At 71.8% G+C, this 23,320-nt stretch carries 21 protein-coding genes and 1 tRNA gene; 5 read left to right on the forward strand and 17 right to left on the reverse strand.

Translation table 11 applies throughout. The features are described from left to right. Window position 1: 1 nt before the first annotated feature. The 6 genes from ACFYMU_RS19410 to clpS all read right to left on the reverse strand — a co-directional run bounded on the left by ACFYMU_RS19410 (window position 2) and on the right by clpS (window position 4,010). Window positions 2-280, reverse strand: coding sequence for a MoaD/ThiS family protein (locus ACFYMU_RS19410; protein ID WP_381088758.1), 279 nt, complete (start codon window positions 278-280; stop codon window positions 2-4). A 112-nt stretch (window positions 281-392) separates the two neighbouring features. Next, window positions 393-488 (reverse strand): putative leader peptide, encoded by a 96-nt coding sequence (locus ACFYMU_RS19415; RefSeq protein ID WP_311692371.1) that lies wholly within the window; start codon window positions 486-488, stop codon window positions 393-395. 79 nt (window positions 489-567) lie between these two features. Further along, the gene (locus ACFYMU_RS19420; RefSeq protein ID WP_388374358.1) at window positions 568-990 is read right to left on the reverse strand and encodes a Mov34/MPN/PAD-1 family protein; all 423 of its coding nucleotides are present in this window, start codon (window positions 988-990) and stop codon (window positions 568-570) included. A gap of 174 nt (window positions 991-1,164) precedes the next feature. Then, entirely contained in the window at window positions 1,165-2,628 is a 1,464-nt protein-coding gene (locus ACFYMU_RS19425) for an amino acid permease (protein WP_388374360.1), read from the reverse strand. Between the two features lie 411 nt (window positions 2,629-3,039). Then, window positions 3,040-3,645 (reverse strand): DUF2017 domain-containing protein, encoded by a 606-nt coding sequence (locus ACFYMU_RS19430; protein ID WP_388374362.1) that lies wholly within the window; start codon window positions 3,643-3,645, stop codon window positions 3,040-3,042. Between the two features lie 47 nt (window positions 3,646-3,692). Then, the gene (gene clpS, locus ACFYMU_RS19435; RefSeq protein WP_388374364.1) at window positions 3,693-4,010 is read right to left on the reverse strand and encodes an ATP-dependent Clp protease adapter ClpS; all 318 of its coding nucleotides are present in this window, start codon (window positions 4,008-4,010) and stop codon (window positions 3,693-3,695) included. Between the two features lie 174 nt (window positions 4,011-4,184). Between clpS and ACFYMU_RS19440 the strand changes: the two genes are divergently transcribed. Both ACFYMU_RS19440 and ACFYMU_RS19445 read left to right on the forward strand, forming a co-directional pair. Continuing rightward, complete coding sequence (locus tag ACFYMU_RS19440) at window positions 4,185-5,513, forward strand: nicotinate phosphoribosyltransferase (protein WP_388374366.1); 1,329 nt, start codon at window positions 4,185-4,187, stop codon at window positions 5,511-5,513. A 230-nt stretch (window positions 5,514-5,743) separates the two neighbouring features. After that, entirely contained in the window at window positions 5,744-6,328 is a 585-nt protein-coding gene (locus ACFYMU_RS19445) for a nicotinamidase (RefSeq protein ID WP_388374367.1), read from the forward strand. 9 nt (window positions 6,329-6,337) lie between these two features. Here the strand turns inward: ACFYMU_RS19445 and ACFYMU_RS19450 are convergent, their stop codons facing one another. Both ACFYMU_RS19450 and ACFYMU_RS19455 read right to left on the reverse strand, forming a co-directional pair. Continuing rightward, a complete protein-coding gene (locus ACFYMU_RS19450) occupies window positions 6,338-6,670 on the reverse strand; it encodes a hypothetical protein (RefSeq protein WP_388374369.1) in 333 nt (110 codons plus the stop codon). Window positions 6,671-6,897: 227 nt separating this feature from the next. After that, window positions 6,898-9,222 carry an immune inhibitor A domain-containing protein gene (locus ACFYMU_RS19455; RefSeq protein ID WP_388374371.1) on the reverse strand — a complete coding sequence of 775 codons (2,325 nt, stop codon included), beginning with the start codon at window positions 9,220-9,222 and terminating at the stop codon, window positions 6,898-6,900. A gap of 482 nt (window positions 9,223-9,704) precedes the next feature. Between ACFYMU_RS19455 and ACFYMU_RS19460 the strand changes: the two genes are divergently transcribed. Beyond that, a complete protein-coding gene (locus ACFYMU_RS19460; RefSeq protein ID WP_388374372.1) occupies window positions 9,705-9,995 on the forward strand; it encodes a hypothetical protein in 291 nt (96 codons plus the stop codon). A 127-nt stretch (window positions 9,996-10,122) separates the two neighbouring features. Here the strand turns inward: ACFYMU_RS19460 and ACFYMU_RS19465 are convergent, their stop codons facing one another. The 4 genes from ACFYMU_RS19465 to hppD form a co-directional block, all read right to left on the reverse strand. Then, window positions 10,123-10,842 (reverse strand): RDD family protein, encoded by a 720-nt coding sequence (locus ACFYMU_RS19465; protein ID WP_388374374.1) that lies wholly within the window; start codon window positions 10,840-10,842, stop codon window positions 10,123-10,125. Window positions 10,843-10,896: 54 nt separating this feature from the next. Beyond that, a complete protein-coding gene (locus ACFYMU_RS19470; RefSeq protein ID WP_388374376.1) occupies window positions 10,897-12,453 on the reverse strand; it encodes an RDD family protein in 1,557 nt (518 codons plus the stop codon). Window positions 12,454-12,654: 201 nt separating this feature from the next. Continuing rightward, entirely contained in the window at window positions 12,655-14,061 is a 1,407-nt protein-coding gene (locus ACFYMU_RS19475; protein ID WP_388374378.1) for an FAD-binding oxidoreductase, read from the reverse strand. Window positions 14,062-14,181: 120 nt separating this feature from the next. Next, entirely contained in the window at window positions 14,182-15,327 is a 1,146-nt protein-coding gene (gene hppD / locus ACFYMU_RS19480; RefSeq protein ID WP_388374380.1) for a 4-hydroxyphenylpyruvate dioxygenase, read from the reverse strand. 122 nt (window positions 15,328-15,449) lie between these two features. Here hppD and ACFYMU_RS19485 point away from each other — a divergent pair, with 122 nt between their 5' ends. Continuing rightward, a complete protein-coding gene (locus ACFYMU_RS19485) occupies window positions 15,450-15,953 on the forward strand; it encodes an Lrp/AsnC family transcriptional regulator (protein ID WP_388374382.1) in 504 nt (167 codons plus the stop codon). A 4-nt stretch (window positions 15,954-15,957) separates the two neighbouring features. Here ACFYMU_RS19485 and ACFYMU_RS19490 read toward each other — a convergent pair whose 3' ends face one another. The 4 genes from ACFYMU_RS19490 to ACFYMU_RS19505 all read right to left on the reverse strand — a co-directional run bounded on the left by ACFYMU_RS19490 (window position 15,958) and on the right by ACFYMU_RS19505 (window position 21,657). Beyond that, entirely contained in the window at window positions 15,958-16,749 is a 792-nt protein-coding gene (locus tag ACFYMU_RS19490) for a PDZ domain-containing protein (protein WP_388374384.1), read from the reverse strand. Window positions 16,750-16,906: 157 nt separating this feature from the next. Further along, the gene (locus tag ACFYMU_RS19495; protein WP_388374386.1) at window positions 16,907-17,548 is read right to left on the reverse strand and encodes an IclR family transcriptional regulator; all 642 of its coding nucleotides are present in this window, start codon (window positions 17,546-17,548) and stop codon (window positions 16,907-16,909) included. A gap of 478 nt (window positions 17,549-18,026) precedes the next feature. Beyond that, the gene (locus ACFYMU_RS19500) at window positions 18,027-19,880 is read right to left on the reverse strand and encodes a DEAD/DEAH box helicase (RefSeq protein WP_388374388.1); all 1,854 of its coding nucleotides are present in this window, start codon (window positions 19,878-19,880) and stop codon (window positions 18,027-18,029) included. A 331-nt stretch (window positions 19,881-20,211) separates the two neighbouring features. Next, entirely contained in the window at window positions 20,212-21,657 is a 1,446-nt protein-coding gene (locus ACFYMU_RS19505; protein WP_388374390.1) for an MFS transporter, read from the reverse strand. A gap of 216 nt (window positions 21,658-21,873) precedes the next feature. Between ACFYMU_RS19505 and ACFYMU_RS19510 the strand changes: the two genes are divergently transcribed. Next, a tRNA-Cys gene (locus ACFYMU_RS19510) sits at window positions 21,874-21,945 on the forward strand. 193 nt (window positions 21,946-22,138) lie between these two features. Here the strand turns inward: ACFYMU_RS19510 and ACFYMU_RS19515 are convergent. Continuing rightward, window positions 22,139-23,299, reverse strand: coding sequence for an SUKH-4 family immunity protein (locus ACFYMU_RS19515; protein WP_388374392.1), 1,161 nt, complete (start codon window positions 23,297-23,299; stop codon window positions 22,139-22,141). Window positions 23,300-23,320 lie beyond the last annotated feature (21 nt).

Below are 23,320 nucleotides of genomic sequence, written 5' to 3' on the forward strand. Positions count from 1 at the left end.
ATCAGGCCATACCGCCGGCCACGGCCGGCAGGATCGTCACGTTGTCGCCGTCGGCGACCTTGGTGTTGATGCCGTCGAGGAAGCGGACGTCCTCGTCGTTCAGGTAGACGTTGACGAAGCGGCGCAGCTCGCCGCCGTCCACGATGCGGGCCTGGATGCCCGCATGGCGGGTCTCGAGGTCGGCGAACAGCTCGGCGAGGGTGTCCCCACTGCCGTCGACGGCCTTCTGCCCGTCGGTGTACTGGCGGAGGATGGTGGGGATCCGGACCTCGATGGCCATGGTTGAGGGCTCCTGTCGGAAGAAGTCTGGTCGGTGGCGCGCGGCGGCGCGGGAGCATGGTCGTACGCGGGGTGAGTGCCGCGGCTCACGGCCGAACGGCGGCAGGTCGGCGTCAACAGATGGCGCTGTTCAGCCTGCACAGGTCGACGTGCAGCCGCGCCACGAGCAGTGCGCCCGGCGTCTTCTTGCTCACGTCGTGGAAAACCATGGGGTCATCGTATCGATTCCCGCCCCGGGGCCCGGAGTGTGATCTCGCATGCTGGATGAATTCTGACCGGACTGCGGGATCAGTAGCTCTCCACCACCGCGACCTCCTCCTCCGTCACCTCCCCTTCCACGATCCGGAAGGAGCGGAACTGGAACGGGCCCGCGTCGTCCGCGTCGGCGGTCGACACCAGGACGTAGTGGGCGCCCGGCTCGTTGGCGTACGAGATGTCCGTGCGGGACGGGTACGCCTCGGTGGCGGTGTGCGAGTGGTAGATGATCACCGGCTCCTCGTCGCGGTCGTCCATGTCGCGGTAGAGCTTGAGCAGGTCTCCCGAGTCGAATTCGTAGAACGTGGCGGAGCGGGCGGCGTTCAGCATCGGGATGAACCGCTCGGGACGGTCCGAACCGGCCGGGCCCGCGACGACGCCGCACGCCTCGTCGGGGTGGTCCTGGCGCGCGTGGGCGACGATCCGGTCGACGAGGGCCTGGGTGATGGTCAGCATGCCCGCCAGGATAAGCAGACCGGCGGGAGGGGCCGTCCCGTACCGAGGAGTGGTACGAGACGGCCCACATGCCGGACACCCGTGCGGGACGGGTCCGCCGCCCGGCCGCCGCGGCGCGCTCGGCCGCGGCTCGGCCGCGGCTCAGCCGTGGCTCGGCCGCGGCTCAGCCGTGGCTCAGCCGACCTGCTCGAACGCCTGCTCGCCCTGCTCGGCGACCTGCGGGCTGCGCACCTTCAGCGCCGCCCAGCCGCCGCCCAGGGCCGCCGCCCACATCGCCATGACGTACAGGCAGACCCGGGAGTCCGCGTCGTACGCGATCAGGCAGGTGACGACGAGCAGGAACACGATCGCGATCCAGCTGCACACCGCGCCGCCGGGCGCCGGGAAGGAGGAGGCGGGCAGCCGGCCCGCGTCCACCGCACGGCGGTAGAGGACATGGCTGATCAGGATCATCAGCCAGGTCCAGATGCCGGCCGCGGTGGCCACCGACGTGACGTAGCCGAACGCCTTCTCCGGGACGACGTAGTTGAGGACCACGCCGATGCCCATGAAGGCGACCGAGACCGTGATGCCGAGGGCCGGGGTCTTCGACGACGACAGCCGGCTGAAGCCCTTCGGGGCCTCGCCGTTGTCCGCGAGGGTGCGCAGCATGCGGCCCGTGGAGTACATGCCCGAGTTGCACGAGGACAGGGCGGCGGTCAGCACCACGAAGTTGACGATGGCCGCGCCGGCCGGGATGCCGATCTTCGCGAACGCCTCGACGAACGGGCTCACGCCGGGCGCGAACTCCGTCCACTTCACCACGCACAGGATCACGGTGAGGGCGCCGACGTAGAAGAGCGCGATGCGCCAGGGCAGGGTGTTGATGGCCTTCGGCAGGGTCTTCTCCGGGTCCTCGGACTCCCCGGCCGTGACGCCGACCAGTTCGACCGCGAGGTAGGCGAACATGACGCCCTGGAGCGTCATCAGCGAGGAGCCGACGCCCTTCGGGAAGAAGCCGTCGAACTGCCAGAGGTTGGACACCGACGCGGTGTCGCCGGCCGAGCTGAAGCCGAAGGTGAGCACGCCCAGGCCGATCACGATCATGCCGACCAGGGCGGTGACCTTGACCATCGAGAACCAGAACTCGATCTCGCCGAACAGCTTCACCGAGATCAGGTTGGCCACGAACAGGACCACCAGGAAGACCAGTGCCGTCACCCACTGCGGGACGGACGGGAACCAGTAGTGCACATAGATCGCGGCGGCCGTCAGCTCGGCCATGCCGGTCACCACCCACATCAGCCAGTACGTCCAGCCGGTGAAGTAGCCGAAGAAGGGGCCGAGGAACTCGCGGGAGTACTCCGCGAAGGAGCCCGAGACCGGGCGGTACAGGAGCAGCTCGCCGAGCGCCCGCATGATGAAGAACACGATCGCGCCCGCGAGGGCGTACATGACGATCAGGCTGGGCCCGGCCTTGGCGATGTTCGCCCCGGCACCCAGGAAGAGGCCGACGCCGATGGCGCCGCCGATCGCGATCATCTGGACCTGGCGACTGCCGAGCCCGCGCTCGTACCCCTCCTCGGGGGCGTCGCCGCCCACGCCTCCCTTGCGGTCGTGCCGCTCGTCGTGCTGCTTGCCGACCTGCGACGAGGTCATGTTGGTGCGCCTTTCTCCACTCCGGTCCGAGCCAGTCCCGTGGCTTCGGACCGCTTTCCGGTCCCCCCCGGATGTGATGGAGCTGCGCCTGGCCGGCGGTCCGCCGGCTCGGTGGCGCGCCCGGCGGGACATGGGTGGCGTCCCGCCGGGCGGTCGTGAAGATGTATCACGGCCGCGTCGACGACCGGCCGTGCGACATGTGACGCACGACATGGGAAAAAGCGGACAAAGACGCACCGGCGCAGACATGCGCGGCAGCGACGGTGACGTGATCGTTATCCGGATTTGAGCGTCCTCTGAGCGAACATCGAGCGATCGACGCAGGACCGCCACAGGGCCGCCGTACGGGCACGGCAGAGCCGTCCGGCGGGCGCCGGACGGCCGTCGGACGGGGCCCTGTGTCCGGAGATGTCAGGGCATCAGGGTGGTGACGAGGGTCTCCTGGAGGCCGCCGAGCCACAGATACGCCATCACCATGGGCTTGCGCGGATCCTCGTCCGGCAGACCGTAGAGGTGGTCGGTGTCCTCCTCGTCGACGACCTCCAGGCGTGAGCCGATCGCCAGCCGAAGGTCGTTCAGGGCGCCGAGCCACCGCTCGGACTCCCCGCGCGACAGCTTGAGGACGCCGCCCTCCTTGTCCACCGAGGTCAGGGCGTCCAGGGAGCGGATCACCGCGAGGGCGTCCTCGCGCTTGCGCGCCCGCAGGTCGTTCTCGGTGAAGCGGCGGAACTCGGCGGAGTGCGCGCGCTGTTCCTCGGCCTCCTCGGGCGAGGCGGACCCACCGCCGGGGCCGCCGTAGGCGTCCGGGAACAGGCGGCGCAGCACCGGGTCCGAGGGCGGCTCGCTCGGGCCCTCCGCGAACAGCTCGGCGAGCGGGTCGCCGGAGCCGTTCTCGGCGGGGCCGGGCCCGATGAGCTCCAGCAACTGCACCGCCAGCGACCGGATGATGGAGATCTCGACGTCGTCGAGCGCGACGGCCGCGCCGCCGCCGGGGAGCGGTTCGAAGTGTCCTGGCATGAGGTCTTTCGCTGCTTGGCGGGCCTGCCGGCCCCGGGCGGTCGTGGCTACTTGCGGTCCTGCTGAAGAGTGGCCCACAGACCGTAGCCGTGCATGGCCTGGACGTCGCGCTCCATCTCCTCGCGCGTCCCCGCCGACACCACCGCCCTGCCCTTGTGGTGGACGTCGAGCATGAGCTTGGTGGCCTTGTCCTTGGAGTAGCCGAAGTACGCCTGGAAGACATACGTCACATAGCTCATCAGGTTGACCGGGTCGTTGTGGACGACCGTCACCCAGGGGACATCGGGCTCGGTCACGGCGAACTGTTCCTCCGCCGACTCGGTCCGTTCGATCTCTAGAGGTGCGGGAGCCGTCACACGGCCCATGCTGCCACCACAGGGGGGTGCGCGCACAAACGAGCCCCGCGCCGCCCCGCGGCCACCCCGCGCCCACCCCGTCGCCACCCGCACCGCCCCGCACCCACCCGCATAAATCGTCAAACTGACGAGATGAGGGTACGATCGGCGGCCGTACCCGTCCCCTGCACGAGGAGAGCTTTGGTGGACGTAGCGGACCTGGGGCTGCCGGTGGACGTTCCCTCGACGGCCCTCTTCACCGACCACTACGAGCTGACGATGCTCCAGGCCGCCCTCCAGGCGGGCACCGCGGAGCGGCGCTCCGTCTTCGAGGTCTTCACCCGCCGACTGCCCGAGGGCCGCCGCTACGGAGTCGTGGCGGGCACCGGGCGCGTCCTGGACGCGGTCGAGAACTTCCGCTTCGACGCGGGCGTGCTGGGTTTCCTGCGGGAACGCGGGGTCGTCGACGAGGACACCCTCCAGTGGCTGGCCGCGTACCGCTTCGGCGGCGACGTCTGGGGCTACCCGGAGGGCGAGGTGTACTTCCCGGGCTCGCCGGTCATGCGGGTGGAGGGTTCCTTCGCGGAGTGCGTGCTCCTGGAGACCGTGATCCTGTCCATCCTCAACCACGACTCCGCGGTCGCGGCCGCCGCCTCCCGCATGGCCTCCGCCGCCGGTGACCGGCCGCTGATCGAGATGGGCGCCCGGCGCACCCACGAACTGGCCGCCGTGGCCGCGGCGCGCGCCGCGTACGTCGGCGGCTTCGCGACCACCTCCGATCTGGCCGCCGGCTTCCGGTACGGGATCCCGACGGTCGGGACGTCCGCCCACGCCTTCACGCTCCTGCACGACAGCGAACGGGACGCCTTCCGCGCCCAGGTCGACTCGCTCGGCCGCGGCACCACACTGCTGGTCGACACCTACGACGTCACCGAGGCGGTGCGCCTGGCCGTCGAGGTCGCCGGGCCCGAGCTGGGCGCCGTACGGATCGACTCCGGCGATCTGCTGCTGATCGCGCACCGGGTGCGGCAGCAGCTCGACGAGCTGGGCGCGACCGACACGAAGATCATTGTGACCTCGGACCTGGACGAGTACGCGATCGCCTCGCTGCGGGCGGCGCCCGTGGACGCCTACGGCGTCGGCACCCAGCTGGTGACGGGCTCCGGCCATCCGACCGCCTCGATGGTCTACAAGCTGGTCGCCCGCGCCGAGTCGGCGGACCCGAAGGCACCGCTGGTGCCGGTGGCGAAGAGGTCGTCCGGCGGCAAGACGTCGGTCGGCGGGCGCAAGTGGGCGGCGCGGCGGCTCGACGGGCACGGGGTGGCGGAGGCCGAGGTGATCGGCAGCGGGCCGGTTCCGGAGGGGCTGGCGGACCGGCAGCTGCTGGTCCAGCTGGTCAAGGGCGGCCAGGTCGTGACCCGCGAACCGCTGGACGCGGTCCGCGACCGGCACGCGGCCGCGCGCGCCGGTCTGCCGCTGTCGGCGACGCAGTTGTCGCGCGGGGAGCCGGTGATCCCCACCGAATACGTCTGACAGGTGCCGTCCGGCCGGGCGGCACGGCCGGCGCCCCACGGCCGCACCGCCCCACGGGCGCATGAACGGGCGGTCGGCGGGAATGCAACGGCAGCGCACCCGCGCACCCGACCGACCACGGCTCGCCCCCTCCCGTCCCGCCCCCGAAGTCTCTAGGCTCGGTAGTTCGTACAGACGGCCGGGCCCGGGCCCCTCCACTCCGACCGCCGCCGAACCGAAGGACATCGACCATGCGCCGCGCCCTGATCGTCGTAGACGTGCAGAACGACTTCTGCGAAGGCGGCAGCCTCGCGGTGGCGGGGGGCTCCGACGTGGCCGCCGCGATCACCGAGCTGATCGGGCAGGCCCCCGCCGGATACCGCCATGTCGTGGCCACCCGCGACCACCACATCGCGCCCGGCGGGCACTTCGCCGACAACCCCGACTACGTCCACTCGTGGCCCGCGCACTGCGTGGCGGGCACGGAGGGGGTGGGCTTCCACCCGAACTTCGCCCCGGCGGTCGCCTCCGGCGCCGTCGACGCGGTGTTCGACAAGGGGGCGTACGCGGCGGCGTACAGCGGGTTCGAGGGGACCGACGAGAACGGGGTGCCGCTGGCGGACTGGCTGCGGGCGCGGGAGATCGACGAGGTGGACGTGGTGGGGATCGCCACGGACCACTGCGTGCGCGCCACGGCGCTGGACGCCGTGCGGCAGGGCTTCCGCGCCCATGTGCTGCTGGACCTGACCGCCGGCGTGGCCGAGGGGACCACGGAGCGTGCGCTGGAGGAGATGCGCGAGGCGGGCGTGCAGCTGTCCGGCAAGCCCGTCGTGTAGCGCACGGGCTCAGACCTGCGCCGTCCGCTCCCGCAGCAGCGACCTGATCGGGTGCCACAGCTCCTGGGACAGCTCCTGGGCCGCCGCGTCGGGAGCCGTGCGCCATACCAGGCCGTCGGGATGGTGCAGGACGGCCGTGATCTCGTCGGGGGTCGGCGGGGCCGCGTTCCCGCGCAGGTAGACCGCGCGCAGTCCCAGGTTGCGCAGGCGGGTCAGGGCCCGTGCGCGGTTCTGGGCCAGGACCAGCACGCGGACCGAACCGCTGCCCGAGCCCGGGCTGGGCAGGTTCAGCGCCACCACCACGCTGCCGTTCGGCAGCTTGCAGAAACCTCCTGCGGCCATGTGTGTCACACCCCCGTGAGACCTGGTGTCAATAAGAGAGCCACAGCACGCACCTAAACACGATCGGCCGCGACCCGCCAGAGGGGTGCGGCCGATCATGCTCTGACCTGCGCAGATGCTATTCAGTTTGTGAGCGGTTCCACTGACACCGTGATCGTCGGGCCTCCGGGCGAGTCCTTGGCGATCTTGTCGTGCACCACGGTGTCAGTGGCGGCCGCCCTCGTGCCTCACGGTGACGGCAGCACCGCCACCGTCAGCACGCTGCCGTCCGGGGACTGGTGCAGCAGCTTGATCCTGGTGTGGGTGTCCGGCACCTTCACGCCCGAGTACGGGGTCGCGGTCGAGTAGTAGGTGCTCTTGTGATCGTCGAAGACCGAGACGCCCTTCTGGCTCTTGATCTTCACGGCCGTGCCGTTGGTGTGCAGCGTGATCGTGTCGGTCGGCTCCAGGGTGAAGGGGGAGTCGAACGCCTGGATGCGGCTGCGCATGTACGTACCGTCGGCCCACTTCAGCGGCGCCGGGTGCGCGTCGACCGGCAGGATCAGGCCCTCGCCCGGGTGCTCGCTGACGTTGTTGTCGGCCTGCGAGGTGTCCCACAGCCAGATCAACAGACCGTTCTGGTACGGGTAGTGCTCGACCCAGTTCGGCTTGCTGTTCAGGTAGCCGAAGTTGTACGGGCCGGTCTTCAGGGTCGCGTCGTACGAGACGTACTGGCGGTTCTCCGCGATGTAGTACTGCGGGTAGTCGCCGGTGAAGGACGCACCCTTGACGGAGAATCCGTTCACCGCCCAGTCGCCCGTGCCGTTCTCGGCGCCGTCGCTGAACACGGTGGAGCCGCCGGCCGTGACGGCGATGTCGTCGGCGGTGAAGCCCTTCTGCGCGACACCGCTGTCGGTGGTGTAGCGGAAGCGCAGCTTGATCGCCTTTCCGGCGTAGGCGTCCAGCGGGTACACGAGGTCGGTGTACCCGGCGGCGGTGCCGGTCAGGGCGGGCTGGTCGCTGGCGTCCCGCGGGATGGCGGCGCCGTTCACCGTGCCGTCGAGCGGGGTCCAGTCGGCGCCGCCGTCGGTCGAGACCTCGGTGTAGAGGAAGTCGTAGTTCGTCTCGATGTCGTAGTAGCCCTTGAGGGACAGCGCGGCCGACGCCGTGCCGGTCAGGTCGACATCACGGGTGAGCGTGTTGTTGAGGCTGTTGCCGCTGCCGCTCCACCACTGGTAGGAGCCGCTCGCCGGGGCGACCAGGTCCGTGGTGACGGTCTTCTCGGGCAGCGTGACGATCAGCGCCTGCGGGTCCTTGGTGTTGTACTCCGTGTACCCGAGCCGCGCCAGCGGCCTGGTGCTCGGCGAGACCGTCTTGTAGTTGAGCCAGCCCAGCTGCAGCTTGTCCCAGGCGGTGAAGTCGCCGGGGGTGTCGCCGATGCTGTTCTTGCCGGTGCCCAGCCAGGAGCCGGAGGACATCAGGTCCCAGAAGCCGGTGGAGTTCTCGGCGCTGTTGGTGGTGTCGTAGTTGTCGGGCAGGCCGAGGTCGTGGCCGTACTCGTGGGCGAAGACGCCGAGTCCGCCGTTCTCCGGCTGGATGGTGTAGTCGCCGACCCAGACGCCGCTGTCACCGATCTGGGCGCCGCCGAGCTGGTTGCCCTCGGGGCCGGTGTTGCCGGCGTCCGTGCCGTACGCGTACCAGCGGTGGGCCCAGATCGCGTCCTCGCCCTGCGCGCCGCCGCCCGCGGACTCGTCCTCGCCGGCGTGCACGATCTGGAAGTGGTCGATGTAGCCGTCGGGCTCGTTGAAGTTGCCGTCGCCGTCGTGGTCGTAGCGGTCCCACTGGTCGTACTGGGCGACCTTGGCCTTGATCTGCGCGTCGGTGTCACCGGCGGCCTTGCGCTGGGCCACCCACTTGGCGAGGGCGTCGCTGACCAGGTTCCACACGCAGGTGTCGCACTGGTTGGTGCCGTACCGGGCCTCGTTGTAGTCGACCTTGACCCAGTCCTGGACCTCGCCGTCGACCGAGTAACGCCCCGAGGACGCCTTCTCGTAGAACTGCTTGAGGGACGTCTTCTTCTTGTCCGTGGAGAAGTAGAGGTCCTGGTAGTGCTGCCGGTTGTAGTCCGCCTGCCACGCGGTGCTGTTGTCCGTGGCGCGGTCCGGCTCGGCTATCCGGTTGTGTGCGGGGCCGGCGGTGCCGCCGTACTCCGACGTCTTGGTGCCGAACTCCGCGAGGATCGTGAAGATCTTGTCGGTCCGCTCGCGGGCGAGTTCGACGTACTTGCCGTTGCTGAGACGTACCACCTTCGAGGCACCGCGGTCGGTCACCGTGGCCTTGCCGGAGATGACACGGTTGAGCGCTTCTTCCCGCTGGGCATCCTGGGTCTTGCTCAGCGGCCCGTCGAAGTCGTGCTCCCTGCTCTTGGCCGGCTGTGGGTCGTGCCGGCGGGCGTCGGCCGCCGAGGCGTCCGTCCGGGGCTGTGCCACGGCGGACACCGAGAGGGTGGCGGTGGCCGCCGCGAACGCGACGACGGTCGCGGCCGCTCTGAACGTCCAGGGTCTACTGGTCACTTGATGTCCTCCCCGACGCGTCCGGGCTCGCGCGGAAGGGAGTCCTGGTCGATGGAAGGTCCGCGCGCCGGTGTACGCGTGTGTCAAGTGACGTCATTTGACCGGAGGTTTAAGAGAAAAGACAGGTCTTGACTTGAACAGGCCAAGTGCATTAATGGAACCGGGCGTTCGCTATACGAACGGCATAATCGCCTGTCAACCGGCGCGCGCACGTGTCCAGTTGGTGGACTGCATGACTCCGTGCGCCCCCTGTGCACCGGCACCGTGGGTTAGGTCACGCTTACCGGGCGTTCCACTCGGGCATGCAGGCGAATAGAGTCGGTAGGTGAAGCGTCGGAATGACGACGGATTGCCCTGCCGACACCGTTGTCAGCCCACGATTCGCAGTTCGGCCGCATATGCCCCACAGAACACCGTAGTTGTCCGCATCCTCCCCCATCGCGAGAGGCACCGGGGGGAGACCCCCACCCCGAGGAATCGCCATGCCTCGTCCGACTGCCGCACAGCTCGCCTACGGTTCCTGCACCGTGATCTTCTCCACCCTCGCCATGCTGCTGCTGTCACAGACGAGTTCGGGGCTGGGGATCGCCGTGATCGCCCTTGCGGCGCTCGCCCTCGGACTGCTCGTCGCCGTGACGGTCCCCGTGCCGAGGTCCGCGCCGGCCGCCGCCGGGCTGCCCTCCGCACAGCAGCGGACCCCGGCCGGACGCCCGAGAGCGTCGATGCGGTCCGCCGCACCCGCCGAGTCCGCACGGGAGCCGGCAAACCCCTGAACCGGGCGTGCACAGCAACACCTCGCGGCACCCCGCACCTGTTCGGACAGAGCACACGACCTGCGGGCCCGTGATCCACGGGCCCGCAGGTGCGTCCGCACGCACCACTCCGCTCCCCCGCCCCCCCTCAGACCGTGCTGACCTCCACCGTCTTGGCCGCCTTGTCGTGCAGACCCTGCTTGTAGGGCTTGTCGAAGAAGCTCCAGCCGCCGCAGATCGCGGTCCAGATGCAGGCGCAGCAGAACGCGAACGGGAGCCACAGCACCGCCGCGCGGATCAGCGCGGTCTGCACGGATGGGGTGGAGCCGTCGACGAGGTTGGCCACCCGCATGTTCAGCAGCTTCTTGCCGAACGTCTGGCCCGTCCTGGCGATCATGACGGTGTCGTAGGCGACGTAGAGCACCGCGGCGATCACGGACTGGCCCACCGACTTGCTGTACTCGATCCGGTTGGTGTCGACGTTGTACTGGGTGGTGCGGAACGCCCAGGACAGCAGCCAGACGACCACTCCGACGATGATCATGTCGATGATGCGCGCTAGCACGCGCCTGCCGCTGTCGGCGAGCGGGGGCATGCCCGCGAGGGGGTCCGTGCCGTTGTACGGGCCTCCACCGCCGTAGGGGCCTCCGCCGCCGCGCGGGGACCCTCCGTACGGACCGGTGCCCCCGTAGGGCGGGGGCGTGCCGTAAGGGCCGCCCTCGGGCGGCGGAGGCGTCCCCTGGGGGCCGCCGCCCCCGGACGGTGGGGGCGCGCCCTCGGGGCCGCCGCCGGACGGCGGGGGCTGCTTCCTGAAGCGGTCGTTGTCCGGGGAGCCGGCGGAGTCCGGCGGCGGCGGTTCGGTGCTCATGGCCCGAGTCGACCGCGAACCCTCCGGCTCCGCATCCGTACAGGTCCGTCCGGGTCAGCCCGCCACGAACGTGTGCGCCGCCTTGTCGTGCCAGCACTGGCGCCACGGGCGGTCGAACAGACACCACAGGACGCCGACGACGCCCACGGCCAGCAGTCCGGGGACGCTGTAGACCAGCCAGCGGCGCAGGGCCGCGCCGAAGGCGGGCGGTTCGTGGCCCTCGATGTCCCGCACCTCCAGGCCGCACACCTTCTTGCCCAGGGTGCGGCCCCATCTGGCCGTGGGCAGCGCCTCGTAGAGGACGCCGAAGCCGAGGAGCACCGCGACCACGACGGCCAGGTAGACCGAGGTCGTGCCGTCGAGGAGCCACACCGTGACGGTCTGCCCGGACAGTTCGGCCGCGTCGATCTTGGCGTTGACATGGTCGATCGCCTTGGTGGCCAGCGGTACCGCGGCCACGCCCGTGACCGCCGCCAGGACCAGGGTGTCCAGCAGCCGGGCCGCCAGACGCCTGCCGAGACCGGCGGGACGCGCCGCCGCCTGCGCCCGCGCCGCCGCCTGGAAGACGTCCTCGACCGGTGGCTTCCACGGTGCGACGGGCGGCTCGCCGTCGGGGCCCGAGCTCGCCAGCCGGTGCACCTGCTGCGCCCAGGAGGGCTGGCCGCCGCCCGGGCCCGTCGTCATGGGCGTGCCTCCGGCCGCGGCGGGCTGCCCGGGGCCCGTGGCCGCGGGCTGCTGCGCGGCGGAACCGGCCGGCGGCCGCGGCGGCAGGCCCGTCGCGGGCGGCTGCGCCGCCGGCGCCGAAGGCTGCGGTCGCGGCTGGGCCTGCGGCGGGGCGGGCGGCGGCGGGGCGGGGGCCCCGGGGTCCAGACCCAGCGCCCGGCGGGCCGCGGCCTGGGAGTCCGGCGGATGCGGCACGGCCGGCCGGCTCGAACCGGAATCGGCCGCCTCCGTGCTTCCGCCCTGCTCCCCCGTGCGCGGGGAGAGCGCACGGAACGTCACGGTGCCCTCGGAGGGCGTGGGGCCCCCGGTGCCGGAGGTGTCGCGGCCCGCGGCGGCGTCGCCGTCGCCGCGTCTCGGCCGCCGGAACGTCATCGTGCCGTCGGGTGCCGGGGAGGGGTCGGCGCCGGAGCCGCCCGCGGCGAGGGAGCCGGACCCGGCCGGCGGGACCGTCGCGGTGCCGTCCGCGCGATGTGCGATGTCGTCGGGGCGGGCCGCGAGCGGAAGCCGCGGGTCGGCGCCCCCGGCGGCGCCCCACGAGACCCGGCGGTCCTGGTCACTGCCGAAGCCGGACTGCTGGGAGCGGTCGGCGCCCCAGGCCGAGGCGGGCTCCGGGCGGCTGCCGTGCGGGGCGTCGGCGGGACCCGCCGCGCGGGGCTCGTCGACCGGGTCCTCGTCGAAGAAGTGGGGGCCGGTCTCCTCCACCGAGGGCCGCGCCGGGGCCGCGCCGGACGGCGGGGACAGCGGCTCGCCTTCGGTGGGCGCCGGCCGGCTGGTGCCCGGCACCCAGGCGGCGCCGTTCCAGTACCGGACATATCCAGGAATGGACGGATCCGGGTAATACCCTTCACGGGGCCTGTCGTCACCGGGTGCCGGGGTTGGGGCGCTCATGTCCGTCGTCCCGTATCTGCTCGCGGGGTCATTGGAGCCTCCACATCTATCAGACGGGGGCATGCGCCACGTCCGCTCCGCCCGGACCCGCCCCTTTCCGGGCGACACCGCGCACGCCCTTCACATACCCGGAACACACCCCGAAAGAAATGCTCCGAAACGAGGTACGCGGGCCGCGGCAGCGTTCCCGCGGCGCCGGGGTCAGAAGAGCTTGCCCGGGTTGAGGATGCCCAGTGGGTCGAAGACCTGTTTGACCGCCCGCTGCATCTCCAGGCCGACCGGGCCGAGCTCCCGCGCCAGCCACTCCTTCTTCAGGACGCCCACGCCGTGCTCGCCGGTGATCGTGCCCCCGAGTTCCAGGCCGAGGCCCATGATCTCGTCGAAGGACTCGCGGGCGCGGCGGGACTCGTCGGGGTCCTGGGCGTCGAAGCAGACGGTGGGGTGCGTGTTGCCGTCGCCCGCGTGCGCGCAGACCCCGATGGTGAGCTTGTACTTCTCGGCGATCCGCTCGATCCCCTCGAGCAGGTCGCCGAGCCGGGAGCGGGGCACGCACACATCGTCGATCATCGTGGTGCCCTTGACGGCCTCCAGCGCGGTGAGCGACAACCGCCGCGCCTGCAGGAGCAGTTCGGACTCGGCCGCATCGTCGGCCGGGACGACCTGGGTGGCGCCGGCGGCCTCGCACAGCGCGCCGACCGCGGCGAGGTCGGTGGCCGGGTCAGGAGTGTCGAAGGCGGCGAGCAACAGGGCCTCCGTGCTCTCGGGGAGGCCCATGTGCGCCAGGTCGTTGACGGCCTTGACGGTCGTACGGTCCATCAGTTCGAGCAGGGACGGGACGTGCCCTCCCGCCATGATCCGGCAGACGGCGTCGCAGGCGGCGGTCGCGGACGAGAACTCCGCGGCCAGCACCAGCTGCCGGGGCGGCTGCGGTTTCAGCGCGAGGGTCGCGCCCACGACGATGCCGAGCGAGCCTTCGGAGCCGACGAAGAGCCGGGTGAGGTCGTAACCGGCGACGCCCTTGGCCGTACGGCGGCCGGTGGACATCAGACGCCCGTCGGCGAGCACGACGTCGAGACCGAGGACGTACTCGGCCGTCACCCCGTACTTCACGCAGCACAGACCGCCGGAAGCCGTGCCGATGTTGCCGCCGATCGTGCACATCTCCCAACTGGAGGGGTCCGGCGGGTAGTACAGGCCGTGTTCGCCCACCGCACGGGAGAGCGTGGCGTTGACGACGCCCGGCTCGACGACCGCGATCCGGTCGACCGGGCTGATCTCCAGGATGCGGTCCATCTTCGTCAGCGACAGCACGATGCAGCCGTCGGAGGCGTTGGCCGCGCCCGACAGGCCGGTGCGGGCGCCCTGCGGGACGACCGGGACCCGCAGCTCGGTGGCGGTCCGCATGACGTGCTGGACCTGCTCGACGGTGCGCGGCAGCACCACCACGGCCGGGGTGCCGGACGCGCAGAAGCTGGCCATGTCGTTCGCGTAGGAGGCCGTGACCTCGGGGTCGGCCAGGACGGCCTCGGCGGGCAGGCCGGTCCGCAGGCGGTCGACGAGGGCGCCGGTGGCCTCGTCGCGCGGGGCTTCGATACGGCTCATGATCACAGAGTCGCACCCGGGGGCGGCACTGTGAACCCGTCTGCGCGAGGAGCACGCACGAGACGGCCCCACGGGGCATGGTCCGTGGGGCCGCTCGGGGAGCGGGCGGCGGCGCGGCGACCGGCGTTACAGATTGCCCCGCTTGGCCTGCTCCCGCTCGATCGCCTCGAACAGGGCCTTGAAGTTGCCCTTGCCGAAGCCCATGGAGCCATGGCGCTCGATGATCTCGAAGAAGACCGTGGGACGGTCCTGGACCGGCTTGGTGAAGATCTGCAGCAGATAGCCGTCCTCGTCGCGGTCGGCCAGGATCTTCAGCTCCCGCAGGGTCTCGACGGGGACACGGGTGTCGCCGACCCATTCGCCGAGGGTGTCGTAGTACGAGTCCGGGGTGTCGAGGAACTCCACGCCCGCCGCGCGCATCGTGCGTACCGTCCGCACGATGTCGTTGGTGTTGAGCGCGACGTGCTGGACGCCGGGGCCGCCGTAGAACTCCAGGTACTCGTCGATCTGGGACTTCTTCTTGGCGATGGCCGGCTCGTTGATCGGGAACTTGACCTTGAGCGTCCCGTCGGCGACGACCTTGGACATCAGGGCGCTGTACTCGGTCGCGATGTCGTCGCCCACGAACTCCTTCATGTTCGTGAAGCCCATGACCCGGTTGTAGAAGCCGACCCACTCGTTCATCCGGCCGAGTTCGACGTTGCCGACGCAGTGGTCGATCGCCTGGAAGGTGCGGTGCGCGGGCGGCTCGACGATCGGGTCGGCGGCGCTGAAGCCGGGCAGGTACGGGCCGTCGTAACCGGTGCGTTCGACCAGGGTGTGGCGGGTCTCGCCGTAGGTGGCGACGGCGGCCAGGACGACCGTGCCGTGCTCGTCCTTCAGCTCGTACGGCTCGGCGACCGAGCGGGCGCCCTGCTCGACGGCGTAGGCGTACGCGGCGCGCGCGTCCGGGACCTCCAGGGCGAGGTCGACGATGCCGTCGCCGTGCTCGGCCACGTGCTGGGCGAGGAAGTGGCCCCAGGTGGTGGCGGGCTTGATGACGGAGGTGAGGACGAAACGCGCGGAACCGTTCTCCAGGACGTACGAGGCGGTCTCGCGGCTGCCGTTCTCGGGTCCCGAGTAGGCGACGAGCCGCATGCCGAAGGCGGTGGAGTAGTAGTGCGCGGCCTGTTTGGCGTTGCCCACCGCGAAGACGACCGCGTCCATTCCCTTGACCGGGAAGGGGTCCGCCTCGCGCGCCGTGTCAGGGGTGTGGTGTGTGGTCTGCGTCATAGCGGCAGCCTCACCCGTCTCCGCAAGGTGCGCAATAGTTTGCGTATGTGCTGGACAATATGCACAGCGGAGGCCCCGTATCGGCGGGCGTTCTGCACATGATGACCATCGAGGAGCGCGGCATGGCGATCGATCACCTGGACGCCCGGCTCATCGTGCTGCTGGCGCGGGAGCCCCGGATCGGGGTGCTGGAGATGTCCCGGCGGCTCGGGGTCGCGCGCGGCACCGCCCAGGCGCGGCTGGACCGGCTCCGGTCGAACGGGGTCATCCGTGGGTTCGGGCCGCAGGTGGACCCGGCGGCGCTCGGCTATCCCGTCACGGCGTTCGCGACGCTGGAGATCCGGCAGGGGCAGGGGCCGGACGTCCGGGCCCATCTGGCGAGCGTGCCCGAGGTGCTCGAACTGCACACCACCACCGGCAGCGGGGACATGCTGTGCCGCCTGGTGGCCCGGTCGAACGCAGACCTCCAGCGCGTGATCGACCGGGTCGTCGGCTTCGACGGCATCGTCCGCGCCGCCACCGCGATCGTCATGGAGAATCCCGTTCCGCTGCGGATCATCCCGCTGGTGGAGCAGGCGGCGGAGGACCGGGAGGGGGACCAGGAGCCTTTCCGGCCACAGCGCTAGCCAGCTAGCAGCCGGGGACCGGGCCCTTGCCCTTCTCCAGTGCCACCAGGGCGTCGACCGCGCTCTTCAGCGTGGTCACCGGGACCAGCCGCAGCCCCTTCGGCAGTTCCGCCTTCGCGTCGGAGCACTCCGCCTTCGGGACCAGGAAGACCGTCGCGCCGTCGCGGCGTGCGGCCCGCGTCTTGAGGGCGACCCCGCCGACCGCCCCGACGCGTCCCGCCTCGTCGATGGTGCCCGTACCGGCGATGGTGCGGCCGCCCGTGAGGTCGCCGCCGCTGCCGTCGCCGTCCAGCTTGTCGATGATGCCGAGGGTGAACAGCAGCCCCGCGCTGGGGCCGCCGACGTCCGCGAGCTTCAGCGTGACCTTCACCTTCTTGCCGCCGAGGTCCAGGTACTTCAGCGCCGCCCGGGTCGCCGCGTCCTGGGACTGCTTCATCTGCTCGGCGTTGTGCTGCTCGATCTCCTTGACGCTGTTGCCGCTCGGGTAGACCGAGTCGCGCGGCAGCACCGCACGGTCCGTGCGGAACCAGCCGTCGATCACCTGGCCCAGGGAGACGTCCGTGTCGGGGCCCGTCGCCTCGATCGTCGTCATTCGCAACTGGCCGGTGGTCGCGCGGGTCGGCGTCCCGCTGATCGTGATCACGGGGGCGCCGTCGTTCTCGCCGAGGACATCGGCCGTCATGCCGGGCTGCGCCACCGCGAACGGCAGCGGCACGGACACGGCCGTGGCGAGCAGGGCCACGACGGGCAGGGCGCAGACGGCGACGGCCCGGGAACGGGAGAGGCGAGAGAGCACGGGGCCAATCTAACGCGACGGTGGTGCCCGGCCGGGTCCCGGTGGGCGCCGGCGGGCGCGAGGAGCGGCGTCGTGGAGGCCCCCGGTCCCGTCGGCCCTCAGGTCCCGTCGACGCCCGTCCCCGGCCGCCGACGGGCAGACGTCGCCTGCCGGGGTGCTAGCGCAGCGCCTCCGCCACCTCGCGGGCGGCGTCCACCACCCGGGGGCCCACCCTCTCCGGTACCGAATCCGACAGCATGACGACCCCCACGCTGCCCTCCACCCCGGTCACCCCGATCAGCGGCGCGGCCGCCCCGCTCGCACCCGCCTCCAACTCGCCGTGGGTGAGCGTGTACCCGGGCTCGGCGACCGGCTGCTCGCGGGCGGCGAGGATCGCGCGGCCGGCGGCTCCCCGGTCGAGCGGATGCCGGAACCCGGCGCGGTACGCCACGTGGTAGTCGGTCCAGGTCGGCTCCACGACCGCGACGGCCAGCGCCTCCGTCCCGTCGACGAGCGTGAGGTGCGCGGTCGCCCCTATGTCCTCGGCGAGCGCCCGCAGCGCGGGCAGCGCGGCCTCGCGCACCAACGGGTGGACCTGGCGCCCCAGGCGCAGCACACCCAGCCCGACCCGGGCACGGCCCCCCAGGTCGCGGCGTACGAGCGAGTGCTGCTCCAGCGTGGCCAGCAACCGGTACACCACGGTCCGGTTCACGCCCAGTTTGTTGGACAGTTCGGTGACGGTCAGCCCGTGGTCCGTGTCGGCCAGCAGCTTGAGGACCCTGAGGCCCCGATCGAGCGTCTGGGAAGTCTCCGCGGTCACGACGCCCACTCCTTAGTGGTGAGGTCGGCGGCCCCCTCGCGGCGGATGCGTCGTCGAGTCCCGTCGGCGACGCGTCTCAGAGGCCCCCGATCGGCCGGCGACCCGGGCGGCTCCCGGACTCGTCGCTTCACGGCTGCGCTCCGCGGCGGCGCTGCCACGGGGCGTGTGCGTAGCGGGACAGTAGCGAGCCGGTTCGCTCAGCGGAAGGCTCCGTCCAGAATCCGGGCAGTGGACGGCCCGCGCCTGATCTCTTTGCGGTGATATGGAGTGGATAAAGCGTGACGCGACCCGAAAAACGCAGCGGGTTCGTGACATCACGCCTCTTCATGGCGGCCCGTCGGCCGACCGTGGAGACGCGGGACCGGCCGTGCGGACCTCCGACGTCCGGACCTCCGACGTCCGGGTCTCCTGCCCGGCCGGGATCCGGACGTCCAGGCCTGGACGTCGGTGACACCGACGTCCGGGCCGGACGTCGCCGTCACCGCATGCGGGTCGCCCACTCCTGCACCTTGGCGATCCGCTGGCGCAGTTGGCCCGCGGTGCACTCGGCGCTCGGGGGGCCGCCGCAGACGCGGCGCAGTTCGGTGTGGATCACACCGTGCGGCTTGCCGCTCTGGTGGACGTACGCACCGACCATCGTGTTGAGCTGCTTGCGCAGCTCCAGCAGTTCCTTGTGGCTGACCACGGGCCGCCGGTCGGCGGGCAGCTCCAGCAGGTCGGCCTCCGTGTCCGGCTTCCTGCGGCTGTGCGCGATCTGCCGGGCCTGCCGCTTCTGCAGCAGCAGTTGCACCTGGTCGGGTTCGAGCAGGCCCGGGATGCCGAGGTAGTCCTGCTCCTCCTCGCTGCCGGGGTGGGCCTGCATGCCGAACTCGGCGCCGTTGTACATGACCCGGTCGAAGACGGCGTCGGACTCCAGTGCCTCGAACGGCAGCATGTCCTGCTCGCCGGTGTCCTCGTCCTGCTGCTTCTCGGCCTCCTGGAGGAGCTTCTCCTCCTCGGCGTACGGGTCCTCCTCGCCGTCCTTCTTCGGCTTGTCGAGGACGTGGTCCCGCTCGACCTCCATCTCGTTGGCGAAGGTCAGCAGGTCGGGGATGGTCGGCACGAAGACGGACGCCGTCTCGCCGCGGCGCCGGGACCGTACGAAGCGGCCGACCGCCTGGGCGAAGAAGAGCGGGGTGGAGATGGTGGTCGCGTACACCCCGACGGCGAGCCGGGGCACGTCGACGCCCTCGGACACCATGCGCACCGCCACCATCCAGCGGTCGTCGTTGCCGCTGAACTCGTCGATGCGGTTCGAGGCGCCGGAGTCGTCGGACAGCACGAGGGTCGCCCGGTGTCCGGTGATGTCACGGATGAGCTTGGCGTAGGCGCGAGCCGACTCCTGGTCCGAGGCGATGACGAGGGCGCCGGCGTCGGGGATGGCCTTGCGGACCTCGGTGAGACGCTGGTCGGCCGCGCGCAGCACGCTGGGCATCCAGTCGCCGCGCGGGTCGAGGGCGGTGCGCCACGCCTGGCTGACGGCGTCCTTGGTCATGGGCTCGCCGAGCCGGGCGGCGATCTCGTCGCCCGCCTTGGTGCGCCAGCGCATGTTGCCGCTGTAGGAGAGGAAGATGACCGGCCGCACGACTCCGTCGGCGAGGGCGGACCCGTATCCGTACGTGTAGTCGGCGGCGGACCGCCGGATCCCGTCGTTGCCCTCCTCGTACGCCACGAAGGGGATGGGATTGGTGTCGGACCTGAACGGCGTGCCGGTGAGGGCGAGTCGACGGGTGGCGGGCTCGAACGCCTCCAGGCACGCCTCGCCCCAGGACTTGGAGTCGCCCGCGTGGTGGATCTCGTCGAGGATGACGAGGGTCTTGCGCTGCTCGACGCGGTTGCGGTGCAGCATGGGGCGGACGCCGACGCCCGCGTAGGTGACGGCGACGCCGTGGTACTCCCTGTTCAGCGGCCCCGCGCTGTACTCGGGATCCAGCCGGATCCCGATCCGCCCGGCGGCCTCCGCCCACTGCTTCTTCAGGTGCTCGGTGGGCGCGACCACGGTCACCTGCTGGACGACGTGGTGGTGCAGCAGCCACGACGCGAGCGTCAGCGCGAAGGTGGTCTTGCCGGCGCCGGGCGTGGCGACGGCGAGGAAGTCCCGCGGCTGCTCCTGGATGTACTTCTCCATGGCCCCGTGCTGCCAGGCGCGCAGCTTGCCGGCGGTGCCCCAGGGCGCACGGCCGGGGAAGGCGGGCGAGAGGTGGTGCGAGTGCGAGGAGCCGCTGGGAGCGTGGGCGGGCCGGGAGGGCTCCCCGTTGAGGGCGGTGGCGGATGACGGGCGGGTGGTAGTCACGGTCTCCGTGGGTGGTGGTGGTCGGGCCGCTCGGCTGGGTATGACAACCGGGCCACCCTACCGGGGACCTCACCCGCCCCTCCCGCGGACGCCGCCGCATCCGGCCACGGTGCGACACGGGTCACAGACCACCGGCCTGCCTCCGCGTCACCGACCACCGGACCGGCCCCCGCCCCACCAGTCGCGGACCGCCCCCCGCCTCACCGACCCCCGGCCTGCCCCCGCCTCACCGACCACCGGACGGGCCCCCGCCTCACCGGTCACGGGCCGACCCCCGCCTCACCGACCCCCGGCCTGCCCCCGCCTCACCGACCACCGGACCGGCCCCCGCTCACCGCTCCCGCAGTCGGGTCGTCACCCACGCGCCCACCAGCGCCACCGCCGCCATCGGCAGGAACACCGCGGCGAACGCGGCCGGCCGGGAGCCGTCGGCGGTCGCCCCGGTGGCCGTGCGGGCGACCGTGCCGCCTCCGAGCGCCGCGAACGCGGCGCCGCCCGCCGCGAGCAACAGGACGTTGGAGAGGGCGTCGGAGATCTGCAGGGCGGCCGAGTTGGCGCCCGCCTCCTCGGGAGCCGACAGGTGCAGCAGCAGGACGCTGGTCGAGGAGATCACCAGGCCCATACCGAAGCAGCCGAAGCCCCAGGCGACCGCGACGGTCCAGACCGGGACCGCCTGGATCAGCACGCCGGGCGCCGTGGCGATGGCGGCCGCGACGACGAGCATGCCGAGCGTCATCAGCCGTTCCCGGTACGGCTCCAGGCGTGGCCTCGACTGCACGTACGAGCCCAGCGCCCAGGTCGCGCCGCCCGCCGCGAGCGAGAACCCGGCGAGGGTCGGGGACAGTCCCCGCTGGGTGACGAGCATGAGCGGGACGAAGCTCTCCGCGGAGAGGTAGGCGCCGGCCGCCACTCCGCGCAGCAGCACCACGGACGGCAGTCCGCGCGCCGCCCGGTAGGTACCGCGGGGCAGCAGCCCGAGCACCGCCGGGACCAGGAGCGCGGCGCCCGCCACGCCGGGCGCCAGGGAGACCCAGCGCAGGTCCTGGGCCGCGTACTGGAGCAGGCCCGCGCCCACGGCGATGCCGAGCGCCAGCCGGATGCGGCGGACGTCGAAGGAGCCCGGGACGGCCTTCTCGGCGGGGCCGCCCGCCCTGCGCCGTATCTGCGGCAGCGCGAGCACCAGCGGGAACACCACGAGCAGGGGGATGCCGAGGAACACCCAGCGCCAGCCGAGGTGTTCGGTCACCGCGCCCGACGCCAGCGGGCCGACCACGGACGGGATCACCCAGCCCGCGGCGAACGCCGCCATGATGGCGGGCCGCAGCCGCTCGGGGTAGGCCCGGCCCACGACCACGTACAGCGCCACGATGACGAGTCCGCCGCCCAGCCCCTGCACGGCCCGCCCCAGGATGAACGGCCACATCGCCCCGGCCGTCCCGGACAGCAGCAGCCCGGCCGCGAAGGCGGCGATGCCGCAGCTGAGCGAGCCGAGCGGGCCGCGGCGGTCCGACCACTGCCCGGCGAGCACCATGCCGAGCAGGCTGGTGGTGAAGTACCCGGAGAACGCGAAGGCGTACAGGGACACCCCGTCCAGCTCCCGCGCCGCGACCGGCATCGCCGTACCGACCGCGGTCGCCTCGAAGGCGATGACCAGGACGACGGAGACGATGCCGACGCTCAGCGCCCGGTACGGCCGGCTCAGCACACCGGTGGCGTCGCCGGAGGGGGCGGGAGCGGCGTGGGCGACGTCGGTGTCGCGGGGTTCCAGGGCTGCCATGCAGGTCAGCGTAAGGGGCTGGGACCGCGGTGACTCCTGGCCGTGGACGGGGGCCGGTTCGGACCTTGGTCGTAGGACCCGCTTCGGCCGCCCCTTTGTGAACGGGGCATGGCAGTCCCGTTGCAGCGCCCGCGCTTCCCTTGAGCCCCTCCGGCCGCCCGCCCTACGGTCGATGCGTCGGGTCGGAACGAGTGAAACCGTGCCGCACCTGGTCCCGGCCGTGTGCCCGAGTGGTTGAGGGACTCGCCTGCAAAGCGAGTGACGCGGGTTCGATTCCCGCCACGGCCTCCGACTGCCTGACCTGTCAACTCACCGTCGGTGATCAGGACACCGTCGCCGCAAACGGTGCAAACAGCGCAAACCGATGCCTCGTGGGGGTGCCGCGGCTGTGCGCGCCGTGCGGCGCGGGCGGCGGGCGGCCGTGGCGTGGCCGGTCATGTGGCGTTGCCGGTCATGTGCCGTTGCCGTGTCGTGCCGGCGCCTACAGGCCGCCGTTCGCCTCGTCCTCGAAGACCTCGCGCCAGTAGCGCCAGCCGTCGTCCTCCGGGGCGGTCGGGGTCCGGTCGCAGGCGATCGGGTCGACGGCGGCGAGGGTTTCGACCATGGTGGCGGCCAGTTCCTCGTACGCGTCCGTGAGGCCGTGGTCCTCGGCCAGCGCCTGCTCCCGGTGCACCAGCCAGACGGTGAACGCCAGGGTGGAGACGTCCGCGTTGAGCGGGCGCAGGATGCCTTCGGGCTCGCTCCAGTACAGGACCGCCCCGGTGGCGCCGTCGACGACCAGGCTGCTGTCGTCCACCAGGTAGCCGAGCCGTATCAGCCGGTCCGCGCTCTCGGGGAGGTAGGCCTCCGCGCCCGGCTCGTCCACGTGGTACTCGGCCAGGGTGGCCAGCGGGACGTCCGTGTCCAGGCTGTACCAGAAGCCGTCCTCCGGCAGGCCCACCTCGCGCAGGAAGCGGCGCGTCGGCTCGTGCGTCAGCGCGCAGGGGAAGTCGACGTCCTCGAAGTGCATGACCGCGGCCGGGCCGAAGTCGTCGTCCAGCAGTCCCGGCGGCAGGTCGAGCCTGAGGTCCGCGCCGGGGCGTGCGATCCGGGCCAGGGGGCGGATCAGCGCGGCCATCCGCCAGTACGCCGCCAGGCCGTCCTCCCCGGCGATCGCGGCGAACGCCGACGAGAGCCGCTCGGACGCCTCCGCCACCGCCTTGGCGCCGTACCCGGCGGACGCGAACGGGCCGCGGCACGCGGTCAGTTCCTCCGTGGCGGCCGCGAACCGCAGCAGCGCGCCCAGGGAGGGGGCGAGCGGGGAGCGGTCCATCAGGCCGGGATCGCGCGGGTAGACGTACGCGGTGGAGACCCTGCCCGTGGCGCCGTCCAGCAGGAGCGACTTCAGGTCCTGGTCGAGGCTGCGCAGCGACCCTATGACGAACTGGTCGCGCAGCTCCTCGGCGAGCTTCTCCGCGTCGTCGACGAGCTCGGCCACCCGGCGCAGCACGGGCCGCCCGCCCAGCGCCCCGAAGTGCACCAGGGTGCCGCCGGACGGCAGTCCGGGACCCGTCAGCAGGTCTCGCGTCTCCGCGTGCGTCACCAGGGGATGCAGATCCGCCTCGGTGAGCGTGATCACGTCGGCCGCTTCGGTCGTGCCCATGTGCTTCCCCCGTGTGCTTCG

This window comes from Streptomyces sp. NPDC007264, assembly GCF_042869095.1.
Classification (GTDB): domain Bacteria; phylum Actinomycetota; class Actinomycetes; order Streptomycetales; family Streptomycetaceae; genus Streptomyces.

Excerpts from the sequence above, each read along its gene's own strand:
- clpS (WP_388374364.1), bottom strand. The coding sequence starts at position 4,010 with ATGGGCCGTGTGACGGCTCCCGCACCTCTAGAGATCGAACGGACCGAG.
- ACFYMU_RS19420 (WP_388374358.1), bottom strand. The coding sequence starts at position 990 with ATGCTGACCATCACCCAGGCCCTCGTCGACCGGATCGTCGCCCACGCG.
- ACFYMU_RS19515 (WP_388374392.1), bottom strand. The coding sequence starts at position 23,299 with ATGGGCACGACCGAAGCGGCCGACGTGATCACGCTCACCGAGGCGGAT.
- ACFYMU_RS19415 (WP_311692371.1), bottom strand. The coding sequence starts at position 488 with ATGGTTTTCCACGACGTGAGCAAGAAGACGCCGGGCGCACTGCTCGTG.
- hppD (WP_388374380.1), bottom strand. The coding sequence starts at position 15,327 with ATGACGCAGACCACACACCACACCCCTGACACGGCGCGCGAGGCGGAC.
- ACFYMU_RS19460 (WP_388374372.1), top strand. The coding sequence starts at position 9,705 with ATGCCTCGTCCGACTGCCGCACAGCTCGCCTACGGTTCCTGCACCGTG.
- ACFYMU_RS19445 (WP_388374367.1), top strand. The coding sequence starts at position 5,744 with ATGCGCCGCGCCCTGATCGTCGTAGACGTGCAGAACGACTTCTGCGAA.
- ACFYMU_RS19430 (WP_388374362.1), bottom strand. The coding sequence starts at position 3,645 with ATGCCAGGACACTTCGAACCGCTCCCCGGCGGCGGCGCGGCCGTCGCG.
- ACFYMU_RS19425 (WP_388374360.1), bottom strand. The coding sequence starts at position 2,628 with ATGACCTCGTCGCAGGTCGGCAAGCAGCACGACGAGCGGCACGACCGC.
- ACFYMU_RS19450 (WP_388374369.1), bottom strand. The coding sequence starts at position 6,670 with ATGGCCGCAGGAGGTTTCTGCAAGCTGCCGAACGGCAGCGTGGTGGTG.
- ACFYMU_RS19470 (WP_388374376.1), bottom strand. The coding sequence starts at position 12,453 with ATGAGCGCCCCAACCCCGGCACCCGGTGACGACAGGCCCCGTGAAGGG.
- ACFYMU_RS19485 (WP_388374382.1), top strand. The coding sequence starts at position 15,450 with ATGGCGATCGATCACCTGGACGCCCGGCTCATCGTGCTGCTGGCGCGG.
- ACFYMU_RS19465 (WP_388374374.1), bottom strand. The coding sequence starts at position 10,842 with ATGAGCACCGAACCGCCGCCGCCGGACTCCGCCGGCTCCCCGGACAAC.
- ACFYMU_RS19505 (WP_388374390.1), bottom strand. The coding sequence starts at position 21,657 with ATGGCAGCCCTGGAACCCCGCGACACCGACGTCGCCCACGCCGCTCCC.
- ACFYMU_RS19410 (WP_381088758.1), bottom strand. The coding sequence starts at position 280 with ATGGCCATCGAGGTCCGGATCCCCACCATCCTCCGCCAGTACACCGAC.